The following is a 15,402-nucleotide window of genomic DNA, read 5'->3' on the forward strand; positions in this document are numbered from 1 at the left end:
CTTCAATCCGGCCGCACGGGTGACAGGCCAAAGCAGCAACGCCAGGACAGGCAAGACTGGGTACCAGCGCAGGCCAGAACGTTCCTGCCGCACTGCCACAGACGAAAAGCGAGCACGAGCGGCCGTAAGACACTTCCCATTGTCCTGTATGCTCGTCAGGCGCCCTTACACGGCGGGTGGTGGCAACCGGCGTGCCAAAAATACGTGAGACAGGAATACGGGCCGACTCATCACGCCCCTGTCACACCCTGACCTCCTGACTTTCGCGGACAGGCCACGAGCGGCCAACGGAGCGGAAGCGCGTTCGTCCGCCAGGAGCAGCTTCACGGTTCTCACGACAAACCCTGAGTGCCCCTGGTGGCTACTTGACCAACCACGCGGGCGTACCCGACGGGGTCCGTTGCTCCTTCAGTGCTGATCACCAGCAACGCTGAGTCAGCGGTCAACCCGAGCCTTTCCCGACGCTCCTCCCGCCCTGCGCCCGTGAAGAGTTCGATGAAGCCTGCCAGCCCTGCCGCGCCACTCTCACCGGAAACAATGCCGTCGCGTGCCAGCAAACGCATCGCTTCCCGCGCCCGTTCATCCGGCACGGCCAGAAAGGCGTCGATCCCCTGCGAGACCCACGGCCAGGCGACCGGCGAGGGGCGACCACAGTTCAGGCCCGCCATGATCGAATCGTGCGGCCCGGGCACACTGACCAGACCGCCTGCCAGCACCGACTCGAGGACGCACGGGGCGCGGGTGGGTTCCACCCCGACCACCCGCGAGGATGCACCCGCACGGCGGTAGTGACGCACGACCGACGCGGCCAGCGCACCCACTCCCATCTGCGCGGCCACCACCTCGGGTGGCGCTTCACCCAGCACGGCGAGCTGCCCGTCGATTTCACGGAAAATCGTCGCGTACCCTTCCACCACACAGCGCGGAATCTGCTCGTACCCTTCCCAGGCGGTGTCGCTGATCACCAGGGACCGTTCACCGACGAGCCGCGCGGCCTGCATGACCGCGTCATCATACGTTCCCCGTACGACCTGCACCGTCGCTCCTTCTTGCGCGATGGCGTCGACCCGGGCGCTCGCCATGTCCGCAGGCACCAGGATTCGTGCGTTCAGGCCCAGCCAGCGGGCCATGCGTGCCACGGCACGTCCATGATTCCCATCGGTCGCGCATACCAGCTCCAGGGGAAGATGCGCGCGGAGCTGACGCGAGAGTTCCTCGAGCGTGCACCACGGTTGGAACGGGCCGAAGCGCGCCTCCAGCGCGCGGTAGGTGGCCCAGGACGCTCCGAGGATCTTATAGGCGGGCAAGCCCAGCCGGTCGGATTCATCTTTGACCCACACCTGCCGGACACCCAACTGGCGTGCTGCAGATGGAGCCGCGCGCAGTGGCGTGGGCGCGTACCCCGGCAGCCGGGCATGAAAGGCGCCAAGCCCGTCGGCGTCCGGGAGCTCCCCCCAGCGCTGTGGGTGTTCATTCCAGTACAGTCGGGCGCGTTCGGTGTTCATACAGACGGGCTCCTCGTTCAGGCACAGAAGACGCGGATGGTGGCCGTCAGAATGTCGGTGCAGGCGCGGAGGGAGTCGAGATCCACCCATTCTTCCGTCGCATGCGCGCCGCTGCCATCCGGACCGAACACAATGGTCGGAATACCGGACGCCGCGATGAGCGCGGCGTCCATCCAAAATCCCTGGCCGACTTTCGCGGGAGCCCGACCGAGGATGCGTTCTGCCTGCTCCAGAAGATGACGGGAAATCTCCGCAGTGGGGGGCGTACTGAACGGTTCGCGCGCAAGGGTCAGCTTGAGTTCTGCCTGGAACGTCGGGTCCTGAGCACCCAGGTCCGCCAGCAGGTCCTTCAGTTCCGCTTCGATCTGCGTGACGCTTTCTCCGGGCAGCGTGCGGCGTTCAAGCCGCAGGGTGCAGCGCTCAGGGTAGCTGGAGAGTTCCTGCCCTCCGTCGATGAGGGAGGCGTGCAGGGAGGCGTGCCCGAGCAGCGGGTGCGCGGCGCGCTGCTGCAGATTCCGGTTGAGCTGCTCCAGCGCGACGAGCACCCGGCCCATGTGCGAAATGGCGTCCACGCCGAGGTCAGCTCGGGAACCGTGCGCAGCGCGACCGTGCGTGGTGATCTCGTGCCAGGTGAAGCCCTTGTGGGCGGTGCACAGCTGCAAACCGGTCGGCTCGGCGACGATGGCCGCGTCGGCCGTCACGCGTGTCAGTACGCTCTGCATGCCGAGGCTGGCGTGCTCCTCATCCGCGACTGCAGTCAGGATGACGTCACCCCGCAGGTCGACACCGCGCGCGCTCAGCAGCGCCAGAATGCACGCGGCAAGTGCGCCTTTCATGTCGTAGGTGCCGCGACCGTACATTCGTCCGTGCTCGATGCGGGGCGTGAACGGGGCGGTCATGCCGCTCACTCCCACGGTGTCCAGGTGGGCATTCAGCATCAGCGCGCGTCCACCACCGCGTCCTTTGACGGTGGCGATGACGCTCGTGCGTCCAGGTGCGGCCTCGTCGAGTTCCACCTTCACGCCTTGCTGCGTCAGTAGCTGCGCGAGCGCGCGCGCGATGTTCGCTTCCCCTGCTCCGCCGGGAACGAGGCTGGGGTTGATGGAGTCAATGCGGACGAGCATGTCGAGCAGCGAAACAAGGTCAAGGCGCATAAGAGAGTGCTCCAGGAATGACTTCAAGCGGCGATGTGAGCGTGCGCCGGTGCAGTGAGTGTAGCCCAGGGAGTGGTGTACCCCAAGAAGGTATTGTGGGCAGGTGCGGTGCCGCCCAAGCCGCCGGCACAGCAGCGGGATTGAACGTGATCCGCCCCGACGCTTGGCTGCTCTCGGAACGCTGCGCTTCCGCAAGCACGGCACGCGTCGCTCGGGTCATGATCTCAGCGCGGTTCGGCGCGTCGCTTGACGAGGTCGCGCGTCCTGAAGGCAAGCGTTTGTCGGAGCCGGGGTGCGATCGGCGGACGCAGCATGATACGGTATTGCATTCATGAACTTTCAGGGTAGTAGCCCAAGTAGGCCGTTGCGGATGAAATGACCTGTGGCTGTGCATCGAGTTCCACGCAGCGAGTGCACAGCCGCTGTTCGAGGGCGTCGAGATCAGTGAAGGTCTGGTGGTGCGTCGCCTCACGCACCAAGGTCCACAAGCGTTCAGCTGGGTTGAGTTCGGGCGAGTAGGGTGGCAAGACGGCCAACACGATGTTGTCGGGCACCTTGAGTTTCCTGGTCGAATGCCAGCCTGCACCGTCAAGCACGAGCAGGGCGATGACCTTCTCGGGTAGTGAAGCCGCATAGGCGCGCAAGAAGACGCTCATGACGCACGTGTCAACCTTCGGCAATACGAACCAGAACACCCGACCCAGCGCAGGCTCGACGACTGCGTACAGGTACGTCCACTGGTACTTGACGGTACTGGGCGCCGTCGGTCGCTGACCTTTCTTGGCCCACAGACGGCGAGACGTGGGCTTGAGACCGAACCGCGCCTCGTCCTGAAAGCACAACCGCACGTCCTTGTCCGGATGTTCGGCTTGGAGCTTGGCACTCAGTGCGAGGATTTTTTTTGGAACGCCGCTTGCTCTTCCTTGCTGGCCGCCTGGGGATGCGCGGGACGCGACGTTTGCTGGCTGTAACCGAGCTTTTGCAAGTATCGCCAGCCGGTCGCTTGGTCAGGACGATGGCCCGTCTTCGCTGCAATCCAAGCCGCGACCTTTGCGCCCGTCCACAGTCCCCCGCCTGGCGGTGCCTCGGTGTCGAGCGCTTGCCCGAGTTCCAAGACGCCGCTGACGTCCAAGACCGCTTTCTTGCCGCCGCGTGCTTCGCCTGCACGCTTGTGGGTGGGTACGGCGTTGGGTCCGCCTTCGTTGTAGGCACGCACCAGGTCGTTGACCCAAGTATGCGAACGGTCGACGACTTGCGCGACGTGGCGATTGGCCTTGTCTTGCGAGATCAACCACAAGGCGTGCCAGCGTGTCTTGTCGGCAGGGTGAGCACAGCACCGATAGCACTTGCGCAATTCATCCGAGGTCAAGTGCGGCTTCAAACGAACTTCGGGGGGCACGCCTCAGCATGCTCCTCGGAAGATCCTCAACGCAAGACCGTATGACACGCCCCAGGTCGTCGAGTTCGAACCAGTGAACCCCGATTCGGATCCGGTATGGCGGGCACATGCGGCTCCTGACCTGGCAGGAGAACGCACCTGAAAATGAAGGCGACTTTCGATCGCTGGCCATACTTCGAAGTCATCCGTCGCGGTGCGTATTCCAGATGATCAGCAGACGACCTGCCCGAACGCCATTCCCTGTTGCGTCGGGCACCTCGCGAGCGCTGCTTCTCGCGGACAAGAACGCCCGCAGCATTCACGCACAGACGTGCTGGCATGACCGAACGTGTACGACGCCGATGGAGGCGCGCCTCCAGCTCGAGCCTTTCAAGCGTACTCCTGCCCGCGCTGGGTCACGCGGAGCTGGCGTCAGGGCGCGACGGCAGCCCTTCAGCGTCACCGATACAGATCGGCGCGGCTGCGGGGCAGGTCTACCCGGCGCTGCTCATCGGGTTTGGCGAGCAGCGCCTGAAAGATCGACAGGTGCCCGTTCTCGAAGTAGTACGCCGCGGCATTCAGGTACAGGCGCCACAGGCGGAAGCGCTCCGGTCCCACTTCCGCCAACGCCGACGCCTGTTCCCGTTCGAGGTTCGCGGCCCAATGTTTCAAGGTCTGGGCGTAGTGTTCGCGTAGATTTTCCACGTCACGCACCTCGAACAGTGCCTCACTGGCGTACTTGAGGGTCTCCCAGATGGACAGCAGCTCGCCGTCCGGAAAGACGTACCTGCGCGCGAAGTTCCCGGACTGCAGCAGGCTCGAGACCCGCGCCTGCTGCAGTCCGTCGGAGATGGCGTGGTTGAGCATCAACCCGCCCGGGCGGAGCGCGGCGTAGGCCTTGGCAAAGTAGGCGGACATCTGACGGCGCCCCACGTGCTCGGCCATGCCGACGCTGGAAATCTTGTCGAACTCCCCGCGCACGTCACGGTAATCGAGAAGCTCCAGCTTGACCTGCCCGGCCAGACCGGCCGCCTCCACCCGCTGACGCCCTTCGCGCAACTGCCGTTCGGAGAGCGTCACGCCCAACACCTGCACACCGTGATGCTGCGCGGCGTAAATGGCGAGACCACCCCATCCGCAGCCGATGTCCAGCAGCCGCTCACCGGGTTTCAGACGCAATTTGCGGCAGATCAGTTCGAGTTTGGCGTGTTGTGCTTCATCCAGTGTCTCGCTCCCGTTGGGGAAGTAGGCGCAGGAGTACACCATACGGCGATCCAGCCACAGTTGATAGAAGTTGTTGGAGACGTCGTAATGGTAAGTGATGGCCTGCCGGTCACGCTTGCGGGAGTGCGGTTGACCTTCAAGCTGAGCGAACGGCGGAGGTGGCGCGCCACCCGCCTGGCGGCGCAGCACTTCGACGTCGCGCAGGTGTTGCGCGATCGAGGTGGGGGTCAGGTGAGCATCGAAGGTGTCGGCGATGCCGGCAACGCTGCCTACGTCACCCTCGATGTCGTAATCACCACGCAGGTACGCTTCGCCCATCGCCACGTCCAGCGGAAGGCGCAGCATACGGCCGAGTGAGTCGGGACTCCGCAGGATCAGCCGAGCCGTTTCAGGTTCGGTGGCGGGCAGGACGCTGCCATCCCACAGCTGCACCGCAAACGCGCGGCGGCTGGGCAGTACCGCTCGCAGCAGACGCCAAGCGGCGGCCCGGACTTCCGGCAAGGTGGGACGTGGTCGCTGTTGGATGGCCGTCGCGATCAGCACGGCCGTGGCCGCGGTGACGGCAACGCCACCCGTCGGCTGGGGTCGGGGGCGCTTGTGGTCTGCAGGCAATCCGGTCATCAGGTACTCCCTGAATGGTGAAAATCAGCGTGGACAGCCGGTCCGGGGCCATCTCGCGGCGGCCGTTGGTGCGTGCAATGCGCTTCACTTATACCACTTCGGTCCAACGGGGAATGGGTCCAGCCGTGATGTTAAGGTGACCGGCAGGCGCAGTGACGGTCACCGTCACGTCCTCAAAGCGAAACCGAAGCGGCGGACACTCAGGGCGTCCGCAGCTTCGAATCATTTCCGCTGTCCGCAAGGAGAACCGCGCGCCGTGTCCTGGGTGTGTCCGCTGAGCCCCGTCGACCGGTGAGGTCGAACCCAGGTGGATTTCGACTGAAAGCCCGGTTATGGATCGCGTACCGAAAGGGGAGGCGGGCAAGTCGCTGAGCGTTCGCTTCGGGATCAAGGTTCATGGGAGACAGCGGCTGAATCATCGCGACGCTTTCACGGCAACCCTCAATGTCACTCATTCGCCGTCGAGGGTCTGAACGCACTGTTCGTGCCTGTCAGGCGCCGCGTCTTCTGATTCGCCGTTTCCGCGTTGGTCGTCGCTGTTCAGCCGGGGCGTGTCCCTGAGAGGCTGGAAGGCCGCCCGGTCTCCCAAGCGGTTGGCCATGCCGGGACCGCCGTGCAGTGTGGCGATGGCTGCTGCGCTGCCGTGACCGTCATACGCCAGACGCAGCCCGCTGCATGCCCTTCCACGCTCAGCGGTACCAGACTTCCTTCAGGACGCGCATGATGTTCCCTCCGACCGCTTTGCCGATGTCGCTATCGCTGTAGCCGTGCTTGACGAGCCAGCGCACGATGTTCGGAAAGGCTTCAGCGGGGTTTTCGATGCCATCCACGTAAGGGACTTTCTCGTAGGGGAGGTGACCGCGGGATGCACCGATGGACAAGGCGGCCGAGAGGGTGGTGTGGAGTCCCACATGATCGCCGAACAGCACGTCCGGGCCGAATGCGACGTGGTCGATGCCGACCAGGTTCACGCAGTACTCGTAGTGCTCCATGTAGGATTCGATGCTGTGCCGGGAATTCTTTTCGCTGATGGTGGTGTGTGGCGCCGCTTCGATGCCAATCACCCCGCCTTTTTCCGCGCAGGCTTTGATGACGTCGTCGGGTTTGAGGCGGTTGCTGTTCCACAGGGCGCGCGCACCCGCGTGGGTGATGAACACGGGCTTGTCGCTGACTTCGATGGTGTCGAGGGAAGTCTGGTCGCCAGAGTGACTGACGTCAATGGCGATCCCGAGCCTGTTCATGCGTTGCACGGCTTTCCGGCCGAAGCTGGTGAGGCCACCATCGCGGGGTTCCTTGAGGCCACCTCCCAGCTGGTTGCCTTCGCTGTACGCGATGCCCAGACAACGCACGCCAAGTCCGTACAGGATGTCGAGGCGGTCAAGCTCATTCTCGATCATCGCGGCCCCTTCGATGCTGACCACAAAGGCGATCTGACCGTTTCTCTTGGCATTGACGATGTCCTGGGTGGTGCGGCACAGCACGACCATGTCCTGATGGTCGATGTCACTCAGGCGCATGCCAAGGTCGTAAATGATGTCGTCCCATTTCCAGCCACCGCGGGAGGTGATCATGGCGGTACCGTTCATGAGGTTGTCGAAGACACAGTCAAGCCCGGAGACGCTGAGCCCCTCGTAGCCGGTCCAGTCTCGACCCCAGCGGCGAAATTCCATGAACTGATCGAGGTCTTCGGGCGCCACGAAGCAGTGATCATGCAGAGAGATGATCAGCTGTTCCTGGAAGATGCGCCGGACACGTTCTTCCTCTTCGGGGGACACGTCGACCTTGCGGCTGGGCACGCGGTTGATTTCCTGGGCGAGCGGGAAGACTTTGTAGTCCACGTGCGGTTCCAGGTACGAGTAGGATTTGTAGCCGTCGTACTTTTTTTGCTGCATCGGACGTTCGGTCGGTTCGGTGGTCATTTCTCAGCTCCTGGCACTCTTGGTGGTGTGGTGAGTCTGGCCGCCGGCAGTGACTGACGGTGCGACGCTCACGTGGTTTGCGTTGCGGGTGAAGGTGGTCCTCTGGCGGAGGTGCCTGAACGCAGGAAGTCATGTTGAAGCGGCAGGTGCCCGGCGGGGTTTGTTCACGCATTCGGGTCGGTCGCGTCACGCAAACCGTCACCGAGCAGGTTGAACGCGAGGACGGTCAGGAGAATCAACGCTCCGGGATAAACAGCCAGCCAGGGAGACGAGTAGATATAGTTCTGCGCGCCGTTGAGCATGTTGCCCCAGCTCGCCGCCGGTGGCTGGATTCCGAGGCCCAGGAAGGACAGCGCGGATTCCGTGAGGATGGCGTAGGAAATACCCACGCTGGTGTAGACGATGACAGTGGGAATCACTTGAGGCAGGACGTGCCGCGCGAGGATGCGTGAATCACCCGCGCCCAGTGCGCGGGCCGCCTCGACGACGAGCTCCTCGCGGTATCGCAGGATTTCACCCCTCACCAGGCGCGCCAGGCCCATCCATGACGTCAGGCCGATCACCAGGACCAGTTGCAGCAGGCCGGTTCCGAAGAACGTCAGCGCGAGCAGCGCGATGAAGAACGCCGGAATGGCCAGCATCCCATCCGTGAAGCGCATGACAAGCGAATCGAACAGGCCGCGGTGGTACCCGGCGAGTCCGCCCAGCAGCACCCCAAAAAACAATGAGATGGCGACTGCGGCGAAACCGACCGTGAGGGAGACGCGCCCTCCCAGCATCAGGCGGATCAGGATGTCACGGCCGTTCTCGTCCGTCCCCAGGGGATGAGCGAAACTGGGCGGTGCGAACTGACGGGCGAAATCGATGGCTTCAGGATCGGCCAGGTACACCAGCGGACCGAGAAACGCGAAGGACGTGACGAGGGTCAGAATGAACAGGGAGACCATGGCGGTCGGGTTGCGGCTGAGCTTGCGGACGCTGCGTGCGCTGGGGGAGAGGGTCGCGGTGGTCATGTTACGCTTCTGCCTTGATGCGCGGATCGATCAAGGGGTAGAGCATGTCGATCAGCAGATTGAACATGACCACCGCGAGCGCCACGAAAATCGTGATGGCCGTCATCAGCGGGTAGTCGCGCCCCAAAGCGGCTTCGACGCTGAGACGGCCCATGCCCGGCCAGGAGAAGATGGTTTCCGTGACGGCCGCTCCCCCGATCAAACGGGGCAACTGCAGGCCAAGGACGGTCAGCACCGGAATCAGCGCGTTTTTCAGGGTGTGGCGGGAGTGCACGCTGAACTCGTTGAGTCCTTTGGCGCGGGCGGTTCGGACGTAGTCCTGCCGACTGACCGAGCGGGTGCTGGAGCGGGTGTAACGCAGGACCTCCGCGATGCTGGCCGAAGAGAGTACCAGTACCGGCAGGATCAGGTGCCGTGCGAGGTCGGGCAGGTTCCCCTCCCGTCCGGTGGTGTACATCCCGCCCGCGGGCAGGACGTGCAAGGTCACGGCGAACAGGATGATCAGCAGCAACCCCAGCCAGAAGACCGGCACGGCAATGAAGACGACGCTGATCGTGCTGATGACGCGGTCAAGCCAGCTGTTGGGTCGCAGTCCGCAGAGCATCCCCAGGGGGATCGCGATCAGAATCGTGATGAGCAGTGACATGCCGGCGAGCAACAGGGTGTTCGGCAGGCGCGACAGGATGATCTGCGTGACGGGCGTGCCGTACAGGAAACTCTGCCCCAACTCACCCTGAGCAAGCTGGGCGGTCCACTTGGCGAACTGCACGGGAAGTGGGTCGTTCAGCCCGAGCCGCTCCTCGATGGCCTGACGTTCCACTGAACCAAGGTTCGGGTCGGCCAGCAACGAAGGCCCTCCTGGCGCCAGGCGAATCAGGAAGAACGCGATCACGCACACCACCACCAGCACCACGGCGGCGTGCAGCAGGCGTTTGAGCAGGTAGGGGAAGGGCATCAGGATTCACTTCAGATCGAAGACTTCGGTGTAACGCAAGGCGTCACGGATACCGAGGTTGGGAACTCCCGTGAGGCTTTTGCTGACCGCCTGGATTTCCTTGGGGTAGTACAGGACCAGCACGGGCGGATCGGTCATGGTCAGGCGCTGGTAATTGCTGTAAATCTGCTGGCGTGCCTTGAGGTCGGTGGTTTCGCGGCCGCGTTTGAGCAGGCTGTCGGCTTTGGGGTTGGCGTAAAAAGCCTGGTTGTTGCTCTGTCCGATACCGTAGTACGAGTACTGGTCCGGATCGGGAGCGGTGTTCCACCAGATGAGGTTGGCGTCGTATTTGCCGGGCAGCAGGTAATCACGCACCACCGCACCGAATTCTTTGGTGTCGAGGGTGACGTCCATGCCGATGCGTTTGAGGTCCTGCTGCACGGCCAGCGCCGCCTGCTCGCGGCTGGGGTTGCCTTTGTCGACCAGCAGCGTGAACTTGAAGGGTTCTCCTTTGGCGTTCACCAATTGCCCGTTCGCGTTGGGTTTCCAGCCGGCTTGCGCCAGGATCGTCTTGGCGCGTTCGGGATCGTACTGGATGGGTTTGATGTTCTTGTCGTAATACGCGCTCAGGGCCGTCGGGATCGTCCCGGTGGGGTAATCCGCGTAGCCTTTCAGCACCCCATCGATGATGGCCTTGCGGTTCACGGCGTACTGCATGGCTTCGCGTACTTTCGCTTCCGCGAAGAGGGGATTTTTCATATTGAAGAACACCAGGAAGTGCTGAATGGCGCTGGCCTGCTTGACCGCGATGTTCGGGTCGTTCTGGACGCTGGGCAGGTTGTTGGGTTCGATGGTCACCCAGTTCAGCTCTCCGGCCTTGAGTTGCGCGACCTGCGCATTGATGTCCGGCACGACCTTGAAGGTGACGCCGCTCAGTTTGGGTTTCGCGCCGTAATAGTCCTTGTTGACTTCCAGCGTGATGCTCGAACCGGGCACGGAACGCACGACCTTGAACGGTCCGGTGCCAATCGGATTCTGCCGGTTGAAACTGGCGAGGTTGTTGAGGTCCTTGCCTTCAAGCAGGTGTTTCGGGACGATGCCGGCGTTGTGGCCCAGCAGGGTGAGGAAAGGCGCGAACGGGCGGGAAAGCGTGAATTTCACGGTGTTCTTGTTGACCGCTTCGACGTTTTTGATGCTGGAGAAGTCCGATACGAGACGTGAACCGCTTTTGGGGTCGGTGGCGGTTTTGAAGGTGAAGACGACGTCATCCGCGCTGAAGGGCTTGCCGTCGTGCCATTTGACGTCGTCACGCAAATTGAAGGTGTACACCAGCCCGGCGTTGCTGACTTTCCAGCTTTTGGCGAGGTCAGGTCTGGGAAGCAGATCCTCGCCTTGCCGGACCAGCCCGGGGAAGATGACTTTGTTGATCAGGATGGAGCCGAGGTCCGGCGCGATCAGGGGATTCATGATCGGGTCGTTGATGAGGGGGAGTTTGAGGATGTCTCCCTGAGCGCTGGCGGAACTGAGGGCGAGGGCTGCACCGAGAACGAAGAGTCCTTTACGCATACTTCCTCCATGGAAGAGAGGGGGCGGAGGGGTGTCAGGCTGGGACGGCAGTGGCGCGTTCCACTGCAATACGTGCATCACGCAAGGACGCGAGCAGCCGGTTCTGGCCTCGCGTGAGGTGCGTGCGGTAAAAGCCGATGGTGTCCGCGGAAGCGCCCGGGATTTCCTCGGCGACGGCGAGGTCCGGCAGGGCGGGAATGGATTCCGCGCGGTCATGGAAGAATTCCGCTTCACGCGTGAAATTCACCCGGACGAGGTAGCGGGCGAGGCGCAGCTGGGCTTCGTTGGTGGCGCGGACCAGCGGATCGGTGAGGGGACGTGCGTTGAGGGTTTTGGCCTGCTCGTTCAGGGCGCTGACCGCGGTGTGTAGCGTCTTGAGTTCCTGTTGGGCCCACTCGAAGCTGAAGTGCTGACCCGCTGCATTCTGGTAACGGTCAAGGGTGTCCTGAAGATCTTTGATGGCGAGCGTGAAATCAAACGGGATGATGGTGCTGCTGGCGGTGCGGTACGCGGAAAGCAGGTAGATCTTGATGTCCTTGAGCAGGATGTCACGGTCCGCGACGTCCATCACGTCGTCTTCGGTGTGCCAGGCGATGTTGCCTCCGCAGCCGCCCACGGCGTAGTAGCCTTTTTCGGCGCGCAGGTCGTTGGGCATGGTGGACAGCAACATGAAGTAACCCGAGAGCCCGATGTTGTTGAAGGAGTAATCGCCGGCCTGGGCGGGTCGCTCTCCGATCGCTTCCTGCCCGGTGACATCGAAGATGACCTGTTTGGCAAAATGTTCGGTTTCCGGCATCCACGAGATGTCGTGGTAGGACGTGGCCCAGCGGCAGCCAGGGGAGTCGCAGTTCACTTGTGCAACGCAGTTTTCGTACAGGTCGATGCCGAAGTGATCTGCGAACCAGGTGCTTCCGGCGTAGCGGCCGGTGGAGTGCCCTGGCCACCAGGCGATGCGGACAGAGCGGCGCAGTTGATCTCGTTTTGCCCAGAGCACGCGGGCGATTTCCAGCATGGTCGCGTCTCCGACGGCGTTGTCACCGATCCCGTAATCCCAGGAATCGTAGTGTCCGTGCAGCAGCACGAACTTCTCGGTTTCTTCCGTGCCGGGTATGGTCACCACGGGGACGGGAGACTCGAACCAGCCTTCGGTGAGTTCGGTGATGACGGTCGCCTGCTCGCCGGCTTTCGCGGCGGTGATCAGGTGGGCTCCGTCGGTCTGGTTGACGTTGACGACCGCGACAGTGGGTTTGCGGGGCAGGTCGTACAGATCGGGGCTGCCCCAGATGGTGGTGCAGATGCCCCAGTGGGCGCGTTCGCCCGGGTTGACGGTGATGACGGCGAGTGCACCGCGCTGCTCGAGGGCGCGAACTTTGCTGGGCATGCCGAAGCCTTCGGTGACCACGATCTTTCCGCGGACATCCTGATTGTCGTTGATGTCCTGGTGGGCAAAGACGTCGTTGGCGTCGAGCGCGTATTGACTGGCCTGGTACACCAGGGGTGCGGTGAGGCCCTCGGGAACGTTGAGGCTCATCGCCATGGCCTTGGCAGGAAAGGTCATGTCGCCCAGCCGGACCGCAGCCGAGCGGGGGATGCTGAGAAACAGCTCTGGTCGGTGGATTTCAACGGGAATGCCAAGCTGCTGGAGGGACTGTTCAATGATTTCGGCGGCCTGGCGGACATCCTGGGGATCTTCGCGCTTCAGGGTCGAGAAGCGTTCGATGAGGGCCCACGGGGTGTCGAGGTGAACGGCGTCGAGTACTCCCTGCTCCTGGGTGTTGATCATGAACCCTCCTGGTGTTTTACCTGGTAAAACAGCGTTTCAACTTGTAAGATGTCTTTAGTTTAGCCCTCCTTATGCAGAAGTCAACTTCCACCAGCGAGAACGCCTATACCATCGCCGCCCTTGACTCCGCCTTGCGGGTCCTTGAGACCATTGCGGAACAACCAGGCCTCAAACTCCTGCAGCTCGCCGAAAAAACCCAGCTGACCAAAAGCAACGTCTTTCGTATCCTGCGCAACCTCGAAGCGAGAGGTTACGTCTGGCAGGACGAGCTGCACGGCATGCACCTGGGAAGCCGTTCATACCTGCTGGGAAAACGCGCAGAATCCCAATGGTCACTGGTACGGGCCGCCAAACAACCCATGGACGACCTCAACCGCGTCACGCAGGAAAACGTGCACCTCGTCGTACGTGATGGCCTGCACTCGGTGGTCGTGGACGTTCGTAACTCTTCCCACGAACTCCGCATGTACGCCCGGATCGGTCGAATCGGACCGCTGCACGCGGGCGGCACACCCAAAGTACTCTTGGCCTTCGCTGAAAAGAGCGTGGTCGAGCGGGTCCTCGCACTTCCGCTCGACCAGTACACCAGTGCGACGGTTCGCACACCCCAGGAACTTCTGGCCGTGCTTGAACAGATTCGCAGTCAGGAGTACCACGTGGCCATGAATGACCTCGACGAAAACAGTTTCTCCGTGGCTGCACCCATCAAGAACCACGCTGGCGACGTGATCGCCGCGCTCAGCGTTGCCGGACCGACCATGCGGTTCGACGAAAAAAAACACACGCAGTACGTGACTTACGTCAGGCAGTACGCCGCGAAGATTTCCGCCGATCTCGGATACAGCAATTAACTCCGCCACAGTATGGGCACGACATTGTGGCTTCGGGACAGTGCCGAAAGCAGCAGGAAGACATGCATTCGCACGGATACGCCGCCCTTTCCCACCCAGCTCAAGGGCACGGGGTAGGCTTTGCCGATGAAGGCCGGGCCGACTCGTACGCCGTACCGCTTGCGGAGTTGGCACTGAATCTCGCGCGTGCTCGATCTTCGGGCGAACGGCACGATGACCTTCTCGTTCAGCCCATCGAAGCGTGCTGGTGCTTACGGGTGACGACGAGCTCAATGACGCCTTGCCGGTGGCGGGATGGTCGCGTGCGCGAAGGAAGCGGTCGATTTGCGCAATGCTTTCTTCCTTTCTGACGGTGACGGCTTTCTCGGTCTGCCCACCACATCCTGCCCACCCTCGGACGTTCCGGATGAAGTTGCGCTGTCGAGCCTTGTCGAATCGCGAAGACGCTTGACCTCGGGCCTCTTCCAAACCGCAAATGTCCTGTGCTACCTTCTGAATAATTCTATTCACCAAAATGTTGTCTGAATAAGACGGGTGCTTTTGTCTTTCGCGCCGTGCCCGAGTGTTCCGGGAAAGCGTCGTATTCCATCGTTCAGACCCTCGATCACCGCGCATCACCCACAGCCGTGATCGCCGCATCTCCTCAGGCAAAACGACTCCACCAACGCGAGGTACGTCATGATCCAGCTCCGCACCTTCTCGATCACCGCCCGCTGCGAACGCACCGGCCACCTGGGAATTGCCGTCGCGACGGCAATTCCCTGTGTCGGCATGCTCTGCCCGTTCGTCCAGGCCGACGTCGGTGCCGTGGCCACGCAGTCCTTCGTCAATCCCTACCTTGGCCTGTGGGGACTTGAACTCCTTGCCCAAGGCCACCGTGCCGATCAGGTTCTGGAACAACTCAGGCAACGCGATGAAGGCATCGCGTTGCGTCAGATCGCCATCGTCGATCGCCACGGCCGTTCTGCTGCGTTCTCCGGTGACGGCTGCGACGGCTGGTATGGACACCTCACCGGTGATCAGTACGCCATCGCCGGGAACATGCTGGTCGGTCCGGAAACGCTCGACGCCATGCAGGCATCCTTTGTACAGCACCCGGGCGAATCCCTGGCGCAACGGCTGCTGCTCGCGCTTCGGACGGGCCAGCTGGCTGGCGGGGACAAACGCGGTAAACAGTCCGCCGCGCTGAAGGTTTTCAGCACCGAACAGTACCCACTGGTCGACATCCGTGTTGACGATCACCACGACCCTGTCAATGACCTCCAACGGGTGTATGACGTCGTGAAGCAACAACTGCTGCCCTTTATGGACATGCTGCCCACCCACGCGAACCCCACCGGACACCTCGACCTCGCTGAAGCCCGCAAACGAGGGCTGGTCCAAAAGGAGGAGACGGCGCCCGCCACGACCTCCTGAGCCGCGACCACGAGCAGACACCCCGCGCTTTTTGCCTG

12 protein-coding genes are annotated in these 15,402 nt (G+C 62.6%); 2 read left to right on the forward strand and 10 right to left on the reverse strand.

The genetic code is table 11. The annotated features are described in order from the left end of the window. Positions 1-332 precede the first annotated feature (332 nt). The 10 genes from DEIPE_RS19740 to DEIPE_RS19785 form a co-directional block, all read right to left on the reverse strand. On the reverse strand, positions 333-1,505 hold the full coding sequence (locus DEIPE_RS19740; RefSeq protein WP_015231336.1) for a diaminopropionate ammonia-lyase: 1,173 nt from the start codon (positions 1,503-1,505) through the stop codon (positions 333-335). 17 nt (positions 1,506-1,522) lie between these two features. After that, complete coding sequence (locus DEIPE_RS19745) at positions 1,523-2,659, reverse strand: ArgE/DapE family deacylase (protein ID WP_015231337.1); 1,137 nt, start codon at positions 2,657-2,659, stop codon at positions 1,523-1,525. A gap of 329 nt (positions 2,660-2,988) precedes the next feature. Beyond that, positions 2,989-3,654: an IS630 family transposase gene (locus DEIPE_RS19750; RefSeq protein WP_083865706.1), complete on the reverse strand. Its 666-nt coding sequence runs from the start codon at positions 3,652-3,654 to the stop codon at positions 2,989-2,991. Beyond that, the gene (locus tag DEIPE_RS19755; RefSeq protein ID WP_083865705.1) at positions 3,543-4,058 is read right to left on the reverse strand and encodes a winged helix-turn-helix domain-containing protein; all 516 of its coding nucleotides are present in this window, start codon (positions 4,056-4,058) and stop codon (positions 3,543-3,545) included. The genes DEIPE_RS19750 and DEIPE_RS19755 overlap by 112 nt, the downstream gene beginning before the upstream one ends. 438 nt (positions 4,059-4,496) lie before the next feature. Beyond that, the gene (locus DEIPE_RS19760) at positions 4,497-5,882 is read right to left on the reverse strand and encodes an SAM-dependent methyltransferase (protein WP_015231339.1); all 1,386 of its coding nucleotides are present in this window, start codon (positions 5,880-5,882) and stop codon (positions 4,497-4,499) included. Between the two features lie 689 nt (positions 5,883-6,571). Continuing rightward, positions 6,572-7,801 (reverse strand): dipeptidase, encoded by a 1,230-nt coding sequence (locus DEIPE_RS19765; RefSeq protein ID WP_015231341.1) that lies wholly within the window; start codon positions 7,799-7,801, stop codon positions 6,572-6,574. A 164-nt stretch (positions 7,802-7,965) separates the two neighbouring features. After that, on the reverse strand, positions 7,966-8,814 hold the full coding sequence (locus tag DEIPE_RS19770; protein ID WP_015231342.1) for an ABC transporter permease: 849 nt from the start codon (positions 8,812-8,814) through the stop codon (positions 7,966-7,968). 1 nt (position 8,815) lies between these two features. Beyond that, the gene (locus tag DEIPE_RS19775; protein WP_015231343.1) at positions 8,816-9,769 is read right to left on the reverse strand and encodes an ABC transporter permease; all 954 of its coding nucleotides are present in this window, start codon (positions 9,767-9,769) and stop codon (positions 8,816-8,818) included. Positions 9,770-9,775: 6 nt separating this feature from the next. Next, complete coding sequence (locus DEIPE_RS19780) at positions 9,776-11,314, reverse strand: ABC transporter substrate-binding protein (RefSeq protein ID WP_015231344.1); 1,539 nt, start codon at positions 11,312-11,314, stop codon at positions 9,776-9,778. Between the two features lie 34 nt (positions 11,315-11,348). After that, positions 11,349-13,097, reverse strand: a complete 1,749-nt coding sequence (locus DEIPE_RS19785) for a M28 family peptidase (protein ID WP_015231345.1) — start codon at positions 13,095-13,097, stop codon at positions 11,349-11,351. A gap of 71 nt (positions 13,098-13,168) precedes the next feature. Here DEIPE_RS19785 and DEIPE_RS19790 point away from each other — a divergent pair, with 71 nt between their 5' ends. Both DEIPE_RS19790 and DEIPE_RS19795 read left to right on the forward strand, forming a co-directional pair. Continuing rightward, positions 13,169-13,948, forward strand: a complete 780-nt coding sequence (locus tag DEIPE_RS19790; protein WP_015231346.1) for an IclR family transcriptional regulator — start codon at positions 13,169-13,171, stop codon at positions 13,946-13,948. Positions 13,949-14,626: 678 nt separating this feature from the next. Next, entirely contained in the window at positions 14,627-15,364 is a 738-nt protein-coding gene (locus tag DEIPE_RS19795; RefSeq protein WP_015231347.1) for a DUF1028 domain-containing protein, read from the forward strand. Positions 15,365-15,402: the final 38 nt, after the last annotated feature.

It is taken from the genome of Deinococcus peraridilitoris DSM 19664 (genome assembly GCF_000317835.1).
Lineage (GTDB): Bacteria > Deinococcota > Deinococci > Deinococcales > Deinococcaceae > Deinococcus_A > Deinococcus_A peraridilitoris.

What these genes read in the sequence shown, in the direction of transcription:
- DEIPE_RS19745 (WP_015231337.1), bottom strand. Translation starts at nt 2,659, where the DNA reads ATGCGCCTTGACCTTGTTTCGCTGCTCGACATGCTCGTCCGCATTGAC.
- DEIPE_RS19765 (WP_015231341.1), bottom strand. Translation starts at nt 7,801, where the DNA reads ATGACCACCGAACCGACCGAACGTCCGATGCAGCAAAAAAAGTACGAC.
- DEIPE_RS19780 (WP_015231344.1), bottom strand. Translation starts at nt 11,314, where the DNA reads ATGCGTAAAGGACTCTTCGTTCTCGGTGCAGCCCTCGCCCTCAGTTCC.
- DEIPE_RS19790 (WP_015231346.1), top strand. Translation starts at nt 13,169, where the DNA reads ATGCAGAAGTCAACTTCCACCAGCGAGAACGCCTATACCATCGCCGCC.
- DEIPE_RS19795 (WP_015231347.1), top strand. Translation starts at nt 14,627, where the DNA reads ATGATCCAGCTCCGCACCTTCTCGATCACCGCCCGCTGCGAACGCACC.
- DEIPE_RS19740 (WP_015231336.1), bottom strand. Translation starts at nt 1,505, where the DNA reads ATGAACACCGAACGCGCCCGACTGTACTGGAATGAACACCCACAGCGC.
- DEIPE_RS19760 (WP_015231339.1), bottom strand. Translation starts at nt 5,882, where the DNA reads ATGACCGGATTGCCTGCAGACCACAAGCGCCCCCGACCCCAGCCGACG.
- DEIPE_RS19775 (WP_015231343.1), bottom strand. Translation starts at nt 9,769, where the DNA reads ATGCCCTTCCCCTACCTGCTCAAACGCCTGCTGCACGCCGCCGTGGTG.
- DEIPE_RS19785 (WP_015231345.1), bottom strand. Translation starts at nt 13,097, where the DNA reads ATGATCAACACCCAGGAGCAGGGAGTACTCGACGCCGTTCACCTCGAC.
- DEIPE_RS19770 (WP_015231342.1), bottom strand. Translation starts at nt 8,814, where the DNA reads ATGACCACCGCGACCCTCTCCCCCAGCGCACGCAGCGTCCGCAAGCTC.